Annotated in this window: 16 protein-coding genes; 15 read left to right on the top strand and 1 reads right to left on the bottom strand. The window is 46.1% G+C overall.

The genetic code is table 11. The annotated features are described in order from the left end of the window. Positions 1-73 precede the first annotated feature (73 nt). From flhA to BN1080_RS16075, 15 genes are all read left to right on the top strand, one after another. Positions 74-2,134, top strand: a complete 2,061-nt coding sequence (flhA, locus tag BN1080_RS16140) for a flagellar biosynthesis protein FlhA (protein ID WP_052653846.1) — start codon at positions 74-76, stop codon at positions 2,132-2,134. Continuing rightward, positions 2,131-3,294: a flagellar biosynthesis GTPase FlhF gene (flhF, locus tag BN1080_RS16135; protein ID WP_052653843.1), complete on the top strand. Its 1,164-nt coding sequence runs from the start codon at positions 2,131-2,133 to the stop codon at positions 3,292-3,294. The genes flhA and flhF overlap by 4 nt, the downstream gene beginning before the upstream one ends. After that, a complete protein-coding gene (locus BN1080_RS16130) occupies positions 3,291-4,148 on the top strand; it encodes a MinD/ParA family protein (protein ID WP_052653840.1) in 858 nt (285 codons plus the stop codon). Before flhF ends, BN1080_RS16130 begins: the two co-directional genes overlap by 4 nt. A gap of 193 nt (positions 4,149-4,341) precedes the next feature. Then, positions 4,342-5,133, top strand: coding sequence for a FliA/WhiG family RNA polymerase sigma factor (locus tag BN1080_RS16125; RefSeq protein ID WP_052653837.1), 792 nt, complete (start codon positions 4,342-4,344; stop codon positions 5,131-5,133). 29 nt (positions 5,134-5,162) lie between these two features. Continuing rightward, positions 5,163-5,633 carry a DUF6115 domain-containing protein gene (locus tag BN1080_RS16120; RefSeq protein WP_234398981.1) on the top strand — a complete coding sequence of 157 codons (471 nt, stop codon included), beginning with the start codon at positions 5,163-5,165 and terminating at the stop codon, positions 5,631-5,633. 14 nt (positions 5,634-5,647) lie between these two features. Further along, positions 5,648-6,085, top strand: coding sequence for a YaaR family protein (locus BN1080_RS16115; protein ID WP_052653831.1), 438 nt, complete (start codon positions 5,648-5,650; stop codon positions 6,083-6,085). Positions 6,086-6,118: 33 nt separating this feature from the next. After that, entirely contained in the window at positions 6,119-6,475 is a 357-nt protein-coding gene (locus tag BN1080_RS16110; RefSeq protein ID WP_052653829.1) for a PilZ domain-containing protein, read from the top strand. Between the two features lie 285 nt (positions 6,476-6,760). After that, complete coding sequence (locus tag BN1080_RS16105) at positions 6,761-8,194, top strand: purine-cytosine permease family protein (protein WP_052653827.1); 1,434 nt, start codon at positions 6,761-6,763, stop codon at positions 8,192-8,194. 80 nt (positions 8,195-8,274) lie between these two features. Further along, positions 8,275-8,769 carry an SRPBCC family protein gene (locus BN1080_RS16100; protein WP_052653825.1) on the top strand — a complete coding sequence of 165 codons (495 nt, stop codon included), beginning with the start codon at positions 8,275-8,277 and terminating at the stop codon, positions 8,767-8,769. A 111-nt stretch (positions 8,770-8,880) separates the two neighbouring features. Then, the gene (locus tag BN1080_RS16095) at positions 8,881-9,654 is read left to right on the top strand and encodes a hypothetical protein (protein WP_052654703.1); all 774 of its coding nucleotides are present in this window, start codon (positions 8,881-8,883) and stop codon (positions 9,652-9,654) included. A gap of 1 nt (position 9,655) precedes the next feature. Continuing rightward, positions 9,656-10,039: a histidine phosphatase family protein gene (locus BN1080_RS16090; RefSeq protein ID WP_324607166.1), complete on the top strand. Its 384-nt coding sequence runs from the start codon at positions 9,656-9,658 to the stop codon at positions 10,037-10,039. A 51-nt stretch (positions 10,040-10,090) separates the two neighbouring features. Beyond that, a complete protein-coding gene (locus BN1080_RS17540) occupies positions 10,091-10,225 on the top strand; it encodes a phosphoglycerate mutase (protein WP_324607165.1) in 135 nt (44 codons plus the stop codon). Next, entirely contained in the window at positions 10,222-11,355 is a 1,134-nt protein-coding gene (locus BN1080_RS17535; RefSeq protein WP_110925676.1) for a GNAT family N-acetyltransferase, read from the top strand. The genes BN1080_RS17540 and BN1080_RS17535 overlap by 4 nt, the downstream gene beginning before the upstream one ends. Positions 11,356-11,380: 25 nt before the next feature. After that, on the top strand, positions 11,381-11,836 hold the full coding sequence (locus BN1080_RS16080) for a hypothetical protein (protein WP_052653822.1): 456 nt from the start codon (positions 11,381-11,383) through the stop codon (positions 11,834-11,836). Between the two features lie 98 nt (positions 11,837-11,934). Continuing rightward, the gene (locus BN1080_RS16075; protein ID WP_052653819.1) at positions 11,935-13,053 is read left to right on the top strand and encodes a GGDEF domain-containing protein; all 1,119 of its coding nucleotides are present in this window, start codon (positions 11,935-11,937) and stop codon (positions 13,051-13,053) included. A gap of 282 nt (positions 13,054-13,335) precedes the next feature. Here the strand turns inward: BN1080_RS16075 and BN1080_RS16070 are convergent, their stop codons facing one another. Next, positions 13,336-13,710 carry a DUF3899 domain-containing protein gene (locus BN1080_RS16070; RefSeq protein WP_052653816.1) on the bottom strand — a complete coding sequence of 125 codons (375 nt, stop codon included), beginning with the start codon at positions 13,708-13,710 and terminating at the stop codon, positions 13,336-13,338. Between the last annotated feature and the right edge of the window lies 1 nt (position 13,711).

The following is a 13,711-nucleotide window of genomic DNA, read 5'->3' as shown; positions in this document are numbered from 1 at the left end:
AGTTGTTTTGCGGAGTATCCGTGACAATAGCGAAAACAATCAATCCAATTATAAAGAGTGAGGAGGAGAACGCGTGAAAATTAAAGATTATGCCATCTTGGTTGCAGTCATCATGATTGTCGTCATGATGGTGATTCCTCTTCCGACTCTCCTGTTAGATGTATTGATCATGGTCAATATCAGTATTGCGTTGACCATCATTTTAGTAGCAATGAACACAAAGGAAGCGCTGGAATTCTCGATTTTCCCGACCTTGCTCCTGTTGACTACTTTATTCCGCCTTGGATTGAACGTATCCACAACCCGTTCGATTTTAACCAATCAAACAGGCGGAGAAGTGATTGAGACATTCGGTTCATTCGTTGTTGGCGGCAGTGCCATTATCGGAATTCTGGTGTTCTTGATTCTTGTCATCATTCAGTTTTTGGTTATTACCAAAGGTTCGGAACGTGTTGCTGAAGTGGCAGCCCGTTTCACACTCGATTCGATGCCAGGGAAGCAGATGAGCATCGATGCCGATCTTGGCGCCGGAATGATTTCCGACCAGGAAGCAAAAAAGCGCCGGGAGAAAGTCAGCCAGGAAGCGGATTTCTATGGTGCCATGGACGGTGCCAGCAAATTCGTTAAAGGAGACGCCATTGCCGGCATTATCATTACGGTAATTAATATCGTGGGCGGCTTGGCGATCGGAGTAATGGTCCATGGCCTGCCGATTGGCGAAGCAGCTAATTTGTTTGCACTTCTATCCATTGGAGACGGGCTAGTCAGCCAAATTCCGGCGCTGCTGATTTCGACAGCTGCCGGTATTGTGGTCACTCGTGCCGTTTCTGATGGCAACTTGGGAACGGATATTACAAAGCAATTATTCGCGTATCCAAAATTGCTTTATATTGTAGCCGGAACTTTGACTTTGCTTGCTGTCTTCACGCCGATCAGCCCGATGCTGATCTTGCCGGTCGCAGCAGTCGTTGCTTTTGGTGCATTCCGCATGCAGAGCAATCTGAAAAAAGAAGAGAAAGTCGAGAAAGAAGCGAACATCGGCAGCCCGGAAGCGGAAGAACTGAAGAAACCGGAAAGTGTCATCGATTTATTGCATGTCGATGCCATCGAATTCGAATTCGGCTACGGCTTGATTCCGATTGCGGATAAAAACCAGGGCGGGGACTTGCTGGACCGGGTCATTATGATCCGCCGCCAATGTGCGATGGAACTTGGAATTGTCGTGCCGGTCATCCGCATTCGCGATAACATTCAGCTTCAGCCGAACGAATACGTCATTAAAATCAAAGGCAACCGCGTCGCTTCGGGGCAAATCATGCTTGACCATTATTTGGCGATGAGCCCAGGAGTGGACGATGACAGCATCATCGGCATCGAAACAGTGGAACCGGCATTTGGTATGCCGGCGCTATGGGTCAATGAAGAAATGAAAGAGGAAGCGGAAATGTCCGGTTATGCCATCGTCGACCCGCCTTCTGTCGTGTCGACCCATTTGACAGAAGTGATCAAGCGCCATGCCCACGAATTAGTCGGACGCCAGGAAGTGAAGGCGTTGATCGAAAACGTCCGTGAAAATTCACCGGCCGTGGTCGAAGAATTGATTCCGAATTTGATGGCGCTTGGCGAAGTGCAAAAAGTGCTCATGAAGCTCTTGAAAGAGAAAGTTTCGATCCGCAATATGTTAATGATTTTAGAAACTTTGGCAGACTATGCAGCCTATTCAAAAGATCCGGATGTCTTGACGGAATATGTGCGCCAAGCGCTATCGCGCCAAATCACACTGCAATACGCAACGCCAGGGCAGCCGCTGCAAGTGATTACCGCTGGCGCGAGCTTGGAGAAGAAATTTGCAGAGTCGGTGCACCGTTCAGACCAAGGGAATTATTTATCCATTGATCCGGAAACATCACAGGTGATTTTCCAAAACATTTCTGAACAAGCGGGCCAGCTGCAGCAAACCGGCGTCCAGCCGATTCTGCTGACGTCGCCTGCAACCCGCATGTACATGCGTCAATTTATCGAGCGTTTTGCGCCGGACCTTCCCGTTCTCTCCTATAACGAACTGGAACCGGACATTGAAATTCAAAGTGTTGGAGCAGTGAATATTTCGAGTGGGGCGGTTAGTGGACTATGAGATTGAAAACATACATCGTCAATAGTGTGACGGAAGCGATTCCGATGATAAAGAAGGACCTTGGCACTGATGCCTTGATCTTGAATACGAAAAAAGTGAAAACCGGCGGCTTCCTCGGCTTTTTCAAAACTGAAAAGCTGGAAGTGATTGCGGCCGTGGAAACGAAAGCGCCGGAAAAGACGAAGGCAAAAGTTGAAGCGAAACCGAAGCAAAAACAGCCGGCAACGACCGCAAAATCTCAGCAGGCAACGGTTATCCCTTTCCAACAGCGAGAAGCTGTCGAGAAGAATGATGCGATGGCTGAAGAGCTGATGAGCGAAATCAAAGGCATCAAACAATTCATGCTGCAGGTCATGGAAGAAGACCGGCTGCCTGTGGCCTTAAAAGGGTTGAATAAGCAATTGATGGAGCAAGGCATTTCCAAAGAGATCCAGTCTGAGCTCTATGCAAAGCTGATCACGGAACTCGAACAGGATCCGAAAATGTCCGAAAGGGAGATCCGCAGCTTCGCCCGGAAGGAAATCATTGAGTTGATCGCTTCTCATCAGCCGGCACCGGTGGATAAAAATCCGGAAATCATTTGTTTTATCGGACCGACAGGGGTTGGGAAGACGACGACGATTGCAAAAATCGCAGCTGATTTCATGCTGCGTGAAGATAAGAAAGTCGGCCTGATTACGTCGGATACTTACCGGATTGCCGCAGTGGAACAGCTGAAAACCTATGCCGGCATTTTAAATATCCCGATTGAAGTGGTGGAATCCGCTTCTGAGTTGACGCATGCCATGGAAGTGCTGAGCGACTGCGACATTGTGCTAATGGATACGGCGGGCAGAAACTATCAGCAGAAACAGTACATCGAAGAGCTGGAAGCTTTGCTGAGCGATAAAAACAAAGTCCAGATCAATCTGGTCCTGAGCCTGACTTCCAAATACGAAGATATGAAAAAGATCGTTGATAACTTCCAGACGATTGTCATGGATGAGCTGTTATTGACCAAAATGGATGAAACGAGTTCATCCGGCGCCATTTTGAACTTGATCCATCATTATTCCATCCCGATCCGCTACATTGCCAACGGACAGAGTGTTCCAGATGATATCTTCACAGTTACGCCCGAATTAATCGCAGACTTCGTATTAGGGGAAGATGAAAAATGATTGATCAAGCTAAATTATTGAGAGAAAAAGTGACCCAGAAAAAAGCGAAGAAAGACAAACGGCCAACACGCGTCATTGCCGTTACAAGCGGCAAAGGCGGAGTCGGGAAATCCAATTTCGCTTTGAATTTCGCACTTAGTCTCGTCCAGCAAAACAAAAAAGTGCTGATTTTCGATGTCGACCTTGGCTTCGCCAATATCGATGTCCTGCTCGGCCGTTCACCGCAAGAATCCATTGCGACGATGATTGAAAAGGATTTATCCATCTGGGACATCATCGAAGAAGGGCCGAATGGCCTTCAATTCATCTCAGGCGGCACCGGCTTCGACGAAATGTTCCGGTTGGATGAAGCCAAAATGACGAAATTTTTTGATGAACTGAGCCAAATCCAAGGCCATGTGGACTACATCATTCTGGATACCGGTGCTGGACTTTCATACGAGAACCTGCGCTTTATCTTAGCGGCGGATGACGTCATTTTGGTGACAACGCCAGAACCGACTTCAATCACCGACGCTTATTCGGTGGTGAAAATGGTCCATGCAAAAGACGAAAATGTCCATATTAAATTAGTCATCAACCAATGCACCAGCGATAAAGAAGGCACGCAAACAGCTGAAAATTTCAAAAAAGTCACAGAGCAATTCCTGAACAAACAAATTGGCACCCTTGGCTACATCCCGAGCGATGCGCAAGTGCCGAGCGCCGTCAAAAAGCAGGTCCCTTTTACGCTGGCTTATCCAAATGGCCAAGCATCAAAGGCGATGCAAACATTATCATGCAATTACCTCGAACTTCCTGTTCCTTATAAACTCGGACTCAAAGGCTTTTTACTGAAAATGCTTTTTAAATAAAATCTTTTTTAGATAAGTTGAATTAAAGATGCAGCATTAATACACCGCTTCGGCGCTGGAGAACTTTCTATAGATATGGAGCAAAACAGCGAAGACGCCTTGGGGACCAAGCTCAGCGCGAGCCCCCGGCAAGCGAGCTGTTTTGCGGAATATCGACTACAAAAACTAACAAAGACAAAACATGATCACATAGATGGTGGTGACACTCGTATTGACTACAAGATTATCAAAAAGCGAACGCAGTTACTGGGAAGGCTGGCAGCAGCATAAAGATCCGGAAGCCGGCAACTACTTAGTCGAACGCTATTTGCCGCTGGTCGATTACATTATTCAGCGCTTTGCGTTCAGTTTGCCGAAAACTGTAGATAAAGACGATATACGCAGCCTTGCATACGAAGGACTGCTGGATGCATTTGATAAGTTCAATATTGAGCGCGATTTGAAGTTTGAAACGTATGCCACTTGGCGGATCAAAGGCGCCGTGATTGATGGGCTTCGGACGCGCGACTGGCTCCCCCGGTCGATCCGCGACAAAGTCAAAAAAATCGAGAAAGCGTATATCGAACTCGAACAGCAAAAGAATGCGTCCGTCACAGATGAAGACGTCAGCGCCTACCTCGGCATTACGAAAGCCGAGCTCAATAAAACCGTAGCGGAAGCTGCCTTGTCCTCGATGGTTTCAATCGACGAGCCGGATTACAATGAAAACGATCCGTCCGGCAAGTACAGTACACTTGAAGACAACCGTGCTGCTTCCCCTGAAAAACATTTAACGGAGCAAGCCATCAAAGAATCGTTGGCCCAGGCCATTGACCGGCTTCCGGAAAAAGAAAAATTGGTCGTTTCGCTTTGTTATTTTGAAGAGCTGAAACTGACAGAAATTGCGGAAGTGTTGAGCGTCAGCGTTTCACGCGTGTCACAATTGCATTCAAAAGCGATTTTGCGTTTGCGTGCAGCAACGCTTGCTGTGCACGATCATTATTAGAAATAGCTTAGAAGGTAAAGGTGATCCCGATGGAATGGTTATTGATTGAATTGATCGTCCTTGTGTTATTGCTAAACATTCGTGCCATAGTGGTATTGATTCAAAACAAGCAAAGACGCGAGGAATTGAGCGAAGATGCGGCCCTTATTCACCAAGGGATGGAAGAATTTGTAGAAAAAATAGAAAAAGAGAACGAAGAACTGTATCAAAAACTTGCGGATTATATTAAAGTAAAAGAAGACAAATTCGAAAAAAGAATCCGTTTGCTTGAAAAGCAGTTGGCTGCTGGAAGAACGGATGCGCCAGAGCCGCCGGAAGTGTCTGAAAAACAGGAGACAGGTCCCTTATTTGCCGGAACTGGATCGCATCAAGAACAAGTGTCGAAATTGTATAAGCAAGGCTTTGCGCCCAAACAGATTGCAAAAGTGTTGAAGATGGAGCATGGCGAAGTGGAATTGATCGTCAACATGCTAAAGAAAAAGAAAAGCTACCAAAAATGAAATGAGGGGTTCTTTTGCGGATTGAAGGTCAGGCAAAATTTCCAGGTGAATTGATGCGCAAAGGGGCTGTCGAAGGCAAGTCTGCGGATTCCTTTGCTGCAGTTATGCGGAATTCCCAGTCAAAATTAAAATTGGATTCACTCAATCAGTTAATGGACCGCATCGATGTTCAAGGACAGCGTTTAGCAAAACAGCGCACTATTGAACATTTGATCGACTATAAGAATTCAGTCAAGCAATTTGTCAGCGAATCGTTGAGCTATGGTCTCGAATTGTCTGAGAAACAGAGTTTCCATCTGAATGGCGGCATGAAATCGCATCAGCTGGTGGAAGTGATCGATGAAAAACTGCTCGCGATCAATGATGAAGTGCTGGACAATGAAAAAGACGGCATCGAAGTGCTTCGCCTCGTCGGAGAAATGAAAGGCCTGTTGGTGAATCTCTATATGTAAGCAAAGATTTCTACAAGTAATGGGGGAGCAAAAATGAGCAAGAATCGACGTGAATTTTTTCGTGTGGATTTTGATGGGTTGATTGATGGGGAAATCAGACGGGAAGGCTTTGAAGAGGCTTTGCCGATTGAAATTGAGAATGTCAGTGCCGGCGGCCTTGTATTTTACTCACCGGAGGAATTTCCAATGGATGAAAAAGTGGAATGCAGCTTCAGTATTTTAGGGCGCCCTTTCCTGTTGGATGGATCAATTGTCCGCAAAACCAAGAAAATGGTCATGAATGAACACGGAGTCGCATTTACAGTCGACCAAGGCACGTCATCCGAATTATTCAAGCAATTGAACTATTACCAGATCCGTCAGCGAAAAGGCGGTTTGGACGAGGAATAAAGCAGGTTTTAATATGCTAATATATTAAAAAGAAATGTGAAATTGGGATTTTTTATAGAGAAAAGGCGGATTTTAGCCTGTTAGAATAAAGGGATTTTCCATTCTTTCACTAAAATGCGCAAAAATATGTTATAATCAAAAAACAAGTGGTTTTAACCGTTGATGCATCAAATGCTGACGGGAAAATCCGCCTGTTTTTTTTGTTTGAAGGGCGGCGTTTTTGCCCGGAAACTTTGCTGTTCCTAGACAAAAGAATATTCTAAGTATGGAAAGGAAGTCGATCAGATGAGATCTGAGATTACCGCAGATCAAGAATGGACGAAAAAAGAAATCGACCAAAAGAAAACAGCCCCGAGAAAAGAGGCGACAAACGATTATTCCTTTGACCGCGTGCCGCGCGAAGAAAGGAAAATGAGTTGGCTCAGCATTACGAATATCACATTCGGCATCGCCACCGCTATTTTTTATTTTCAGATGGGTTCGGTGATGGCCCTGCAGTTTGGAGCCGTCAATGCGCTCATTTCAGCAGGATATGCAATTGTGGTAGCCGGTGTTTTAGGTTCGATCATTGTGTATCTATCCGCAAAATCAGGTATGAACGTTAACTTGCTTTCCCGCGGAGGATTCGGTTATATCGGAGCTTCCCTCACCTCATTAATCTATGCTTCGAACTTTATCATGTACTGCGCTTTTGAAGGAATGATCCTCGTTTCAGCAGTTCATGCTTATTTCCCCGCCATCCCCTTATGGCTATTAATCATATTCTTTGGCTCCATTGTCATTCCACTCAACTGGTTTGGCATTAAACAATTGGATAAGCTCCAAAAATGGTCGCTGCCGCTTTTTGGCGCGTTTCTCATCGCAGCAATTTATATGGCTTTCAATGCCACTTCCGTGTATGAAGGCAATTTCTGGGCGTATATGCCAGAAGGCGTCCAAGTTGGAGGGACGGCTCTCTTGCTCTGCATCGGCATGCAGCATGGAATTATGGGCCTCACGGCATTAATCGCCTCGGATTACGCACGGTTCCTCAAACCGAAAGACATCAAAATCGGTTCCATCGCCATCGGTTTTATTCCGCAGATCTTCTGTTTTGGCGTAATGGGGGGCTTGGGGATCTGGTTCGGCGTCACATTAGGCGAATCGAATCCCGGCGTTTACATCGTCTTGCTTTTAGGCCTTGGCGGCGTCATCTTTACGATGCTGACGCAAGTGCGCATCAACATCACGAATATCTACAGCAGCTCGCTGTCTCTATCGAGTTTCTTTGAGAACATGTTCCGCTTTACGCCAGGAAGACGTTTCTGGATCGTCGTTTCAGGAGTCATCGCCATTATTTTGATGCTCGGCGGAATTGTCGACCATCTTGGGACGGCCATGACTTTCCAAGGCGTGGCGTTGATGACATGGGCTGCCGTTTTAGTGGCAGATGCTTTAATTGTGAAACGCCTCTTGAAAATCGGGCCGCGCTACTATGAAGCGCGCCAGGAAAAATTATATAAATGGAATCCGGTCGGCGTTATTTCACTTCTCGTGCCGAGCATTCTCGGCACGATTGCCGCGCTCGGCTATATGGGCCTCTTCCTGCAAAGCACGGCTGCGTTTTTCTCGGCGATTCTTGCTGCCATTATGACCGTGGCCTTGGCTGTTTTGACAAAAGGCCGCTACTACGGCGACCGAGAATCGGAGGATATTCCAAAAGAAGATTATGTTGCCTGAACTAGCAGCTTGAGCTAATATGGCATTAAAAGCTGGTGCTGCTTGGCACTCCATTACTGAACGCTGAAAGGATGGATCTGATGGCAACGTCAACCGTAACCTTAACCATGGCGCGAAGATTCCAAACCACGGAAGAGAAAGTGTTTGCTGCTTGGACAAAGCCGGAGCTTATGAAAAAATGGCTGTTTTCTTCAGAAGCGACCAATCAAAAAGCCGTTAACCAACCCGTGCAAGGCGGCAGTTGGGAAATCATCGACCGGCGCGGCGGCACCGATTACCGGGCAATCGGCCATTACATCGAAGTAAGCCCGCCGCATAAGCTGGTGTTCACGTTTGAAATGCCGCAATTCAATAGCTTGGAAGATCGCATCACCGTTTGGATTTCTTCAGTAGAAAACAGCGTGGAAATGGCTTTTATCCAAGAGATTGTTGTGCCGCATGAAGAAGGCTGGACGGATGAAGACGTCAAACGAGCCGGTATGGAATTCACCGGCCAATCCGAAGAAGGTTGGGACCAGATGTTCCAGAACCTGCAGCAATTGGTAGAGCAGCCGGCCGGCAACGAAATGGAATAACCAATGGAAGCCCAGCGAATGCTGGGCTTTTTGTTTGCCTTTATTAAAGGAATCAATGAGTTTTGGACCGAAATACATACGTATCGACAGTTCTCGAAAGAGGTGGAGAAAATGAAGGCACCTGAAGAAATCGTGAAAGTCTGGAGGAAGTTTGATGGATTTCCAATGGAAACATTGACGAAAGCCTGGTATTACGAGAAAGCGGGGGCCAAAAAGCAGCGTTCTATTGAATTAATGAAAGCCCATCGCGAAAAATACGGGATTACCGGGAATTGCTTTGATTTGGCGCTTTGGTTATTAGAAGAATTTAAAGAAGCCGGCATAAGGGCATATCCGATTGGCAGCCATTTGGGTACAATGGAAGCACATGCGGCCCTTGCTGCTGAGGATAAGGAAGGCAATCGGTATTTATGCGATTTGGGCGACCAATGGCTGGAACCGATACTGATCGAGGCGAGCAGCAGCAAGTTTCAAAGCGGCAAGCTAGCGGGCTTTTTTCCAGGTGCTGAAGTGGAAGTATTGCCCGGGAAATGCGAAGTGGAGATTCTTTATCACCGTCCGAACGGCAAAATTTCCCGCCAAAAGTATGGACTGGAACCGGTAAGCGAAGAAGCTTTTTGGGAGGCAGCGGAGTTTTCACAGAACCATATCTATCCGAAAGTGCTTTTTGAAATGCGCCTGCCGTACAAAGGTGAAACGGCCCACTGGGAATTTGAAGACTGGCAAAGTTGTCTAAGCACCTCCCAAGGGCTCATTGAAGATCCGCCGCTCGCCACTTTAGATGAATGGGTGGAGCGGCTGCATCAAAAAAGCGGATTTGACCGGAACTTTTTAAAAGAGTCGCTCGAAATCTATAAAGAAATGAATAGCGGAAAGAGTGGATAAAATGCAGACGCATTTATATTTAGTGAGGCATGCGCATTCGGTTTATTCAACAGATGAACGGAATCGGCCCTTGTCGGAACAAGGATTTTCGGATGCACAGAAAGTGGCGGAAGCGTTAAAGGAAGAAAAGATTGACCATGTGCTGTCCAGTCCTTACAAGCGCGCGATCCAGACGGTCGAAGTTTTAGCAGCGGAAATTGGACAGGAAGTCAAAGTCTGCGAAGACTTCAAAGAGCGCCTATTAAGTGAGAGTGCCTTAACGGACTTTGACAGCGCGATTGCCCGTGTTTGGGAAGATGAGCAATTCGCTTTTCCAGGCGGTGAATCCAACTCTGTTGCCCAAAAACGCGGAGCAGCGCAAGTAGCGGAGGTATTGAAGGGCTAGGCCGGAAAGCGCGTCGCAATTGGCATGCATGGCAATCTGATGGTGCTAATTATGAATTATTTCGATGCTGGCTATCATGTGGATTTCTGGCGAAAACTTCAAATGCCGGATATCTACTGTTTGAGTTTTGAAGGGACAGAGCTTGTCGCTGTAAAACAGATTCCCTTAAAGGTGGAAATCGAATGATTAAAGCTGTTATTTTTGATCTAGATGGCACTTTGCTAAATCGGGAGGCTTCTTTGACCGCCTTTATCAATTCACAGTACGACCGGTTGAACGCATTCTTAAGCCATATTCCGCGTAAGCAATTTTGTGGCCGATTCATTGAACTAGATGCACAGGGATACGTTTGGAAAGACCAAGTCTATGCTCAATTAACAAAAGAATATGAGGTTTTAGGGATATCCCCAGAAGAATTGCTAACAGATTACGTGGAGAATTTTGCGGTTCATTGCCAATCCTTCCCGCATCTTATAGAAATGCTCGAGGTTTTAAAAGAAAACTCCTTGCGTCTCGGTATGATTACCAATGGCCGAGGACAGTTCCAAATGGGTGCCATTCAAGCGCTGAATATAGCCTCTTATTTTGATGAAATCCTTATTTCTGAATGGGAAGGATTAAAAAAACCAGATCCTGCCCTCTTTCAAAAAGCCTTAGAAAAACTTGGAGTCCTTCCTGAAGAAGCTGTCTATATCGGTGATCATCCCGAAAACGATGTCCAAGCAGCAGAAGCAGTCGGGATGCTTGGAATATGGAAAAGAAATGCCTTTTGGGCACCAGGGCCAGCAGGCTTGTCTATCGAAAGCTTAGCGGAAATACCAGGCCTTATTGATAAATTAAATTTGGCAGTTCGCCCTTACCATTCCGAAGACTTGGAGACAGTCGTGGAACTTTTCTACGAAACGGTTCACTCCGTCAACGCCGCTCACTACACAGCTGAGCAGCTAAATGCATGGGCGCCAATGGATGAAAAAGAAGAACGGATCGAAAAATGGCGAGTTTCACTTGCCCAAAACCTTTCTTTTGTCGCAGAACAAAAGGGAAAGGTTGTAGGGTTTAGCGACTTGCAGCAAGATGGCTATTTGAACCGGCTTTATGTCCATAAAGACCATCAGCGGCAAGGGGTTGCAGCCGCTTTGTTAAATGCGGCCGAAAAAGAAGCCGAGAAATTGGGGCTTTCTGAAATCACTCTAGATGCCAGTTTGACGGCCAAGCCTTTCTTTGAAAAGCACGGCTATGAAACGATTCGGCAGCAAACGGTCGTGCGAAAAGGAATCGCTTTAACCAATTTTAAAATGAGGAAGACGATGGATTAAGAGCGATCCAGGAAGGGAGCCGTACATGAAAGAAAATCTTCATTTTGAATTAAGTGTTTTTATGGATGTTGAATTTAGCATGCGGGTGCCGGAAAATGCGGATTACGGGTACTGGCTGATGCTGGCAGAACGTTTCTTGAAATTAGGCCAGCAGATTGAGATCCATTGCTGGAACGAAGAGCAGGAGGCGATGAGGGGGTTGGAAGATCTTTTGCAAAAGCAGCAGGAAAGCCAGTACGCCGTTTTTTCAGGAGAAGTGACTCCTGAACTAATGCATCTGCTAATGAAAGCCTATTTGAATAGCGACGGCGGATTTAAGTGGTTTTCGATTTTTCTGTCTTCAGATGAAACGACGATCTCCACCTTCGAGCATTGGGCAACTGAATTCTTTGTCCCGGATATTTCCAAAGAAACCGAACTTTATATCAGAAAAATAATGCCTGCAGAAACTAACTTTCATTTATATGAAGACGAATTTTGATGCTGCCAATAAACGCCTATTAAAATGGACTTTAGACCAAATTTTGTTAAACTTAGGTCATAGTTTAATTGTAGGGAAGTGGATTGGGAGTGGGCGCAATGAATGATTTACTGTTTTTCTTCCTGGAAAATATGGCGTTGATCATCGCTTTGATGTATCTCGCTTTAAAACTGAAAGAAACGCTATTGGTCGAATGGAAGAGTTCTACTCAATTCCTTTGGCTTTCTTCGGCTTTTTTTAGTTTTTTATCTTTTTCCGTGATGCATAATCCTTTTATCCACGAAGGCATGCGCCTCGACCTTCGGGAAGTGCCCATTTTCTTTATCTCCTATATCGGCGGCTGGCCACTCGGTATCCTATCCGCCATTGTTCCGGGAATTTTCCGGGCATCGGTGGGCGGGCCGACCGTCGTAGAAGGCATCCTTCAATCGCTCATCTTGCCAATCGTTATCGGTGCTTTATTCCGTGAAAAAGTGCCATTTAACCATCTGTTCATTATCATTAATATCAAACGGATGCTTACGGGATTTGTGGTGTTTGAATTTATCAAATCGATCTGGATGATTGCGACGACGCCTGCCACGCTGTTTATCGTTGCAGCCATGTTCTTTTTTGCCGGCATTGCCGTTTTGGCCATGTCCCTTATTTTAAATGGAGAAAACCGAAATTTGATTTTGCGGCGGGAGCTGGAGTTTTATTCAAACCAAGATCCGATGACGCATTTGCCGAATATCCGATTCTTTAAAAATAAAGTCGGTGCTTTCGTTGACGATAAGCAGCCGCTTTCGATTGCCATGGTGGATGTGGATTATTTCAAGGTTTACAACGACACCCACGGGCATCAAAAAGGGGATCAGGTGCTGCGGACGATCGGCCAATTGCTCATCGACAGCACTTCAGACAGCGATGTGGTCGCGCGCTACGGCGGAGAAGAATTCATCATCTGCTTTACGGGCGAAGCGGATCCGGAAAAGATTTTTGCCATGGCGGATAAAGTCCGGCAGAATATTGAAAGCCACCGTTTTGAAGGGGAAGAGCTTCAGCCGGGAGGCATCGTTTCCGTGTCAGTCGGCCTAAGTTTTTCCGATGGCACGAGATCGCTCGATCAGCTGACGAAAGAAGCGGACAAAGCACTTTACCAATCCAAAAACAAAGGACGCAACTGCGTCACTCTTTATGAACAGAAAAACGAAAACCTTCAGCCGTTAAATGGCTGAAGGTTTTTCCGATTGTCGAGAAGCTAGTTGGATTCGAGCATCTGCTTCTGGAATCCGCACTGCGGCGCTATGGACTTGCTTCCCGCAATAAGCCGAGAAAACCACTCGTCTTATTGCTTCAGCCCGTCCGGAACCGCGCCGGTGCTGGAACAATTTCCAAAGACATAGAGCAAAACAGCGAAGATGAGGTTCTTGTAAAAGCATCATTTTAAACCACTTGCTCCTGCGCAAACTCGGAATATAGTGATCTTAAACGAAATTTTTCCGCTCCTATCTTTCAGATCAGGAAAGAAAATAGTATAGCGCTGACGACAGGATCAGGCTGCTTAAGCTTAATGCGATGCCGACCAGCAGCAGGTCTTTCCGGATCGGGAATATTTTTTGGTAAGCCACTGCGTCGCTTGTCCGCCTTTCGCTTTCGCGTATGTATTTTTCTTTTTGATTAACCCGTGAGAAAAAGTTTTTGAAGCTTTTGATGAACGCATTGAAAAATTCGGCTTCGATCAAAATCATGACGGATGCAGCCATGATCAAAAGCAAACCGATAAGAAATACTGCGTCCAGCCACTTGGCTAAATTCCATGGCCCACCCAGCAAAAAAGAAAAGACAACAGAAATAAAAAGAGATCCCAGCAGAATGGTGAGTTTATTAGTCATG

Source organism: Planococcus massiliensis (genome assembly GCF_000821325.1).
GTDB classification, from domain to species: Bacteria; Bacillota; Bacilli; order Bacillales_A; family Planococcaceae; genus Planococcus; species Planococcus ruber.
The sequence above is the reverse complement of the archived record's forward strand: the minus strand, read 5'-3'. Positions and strand labels throughout refer to the sequence as shown.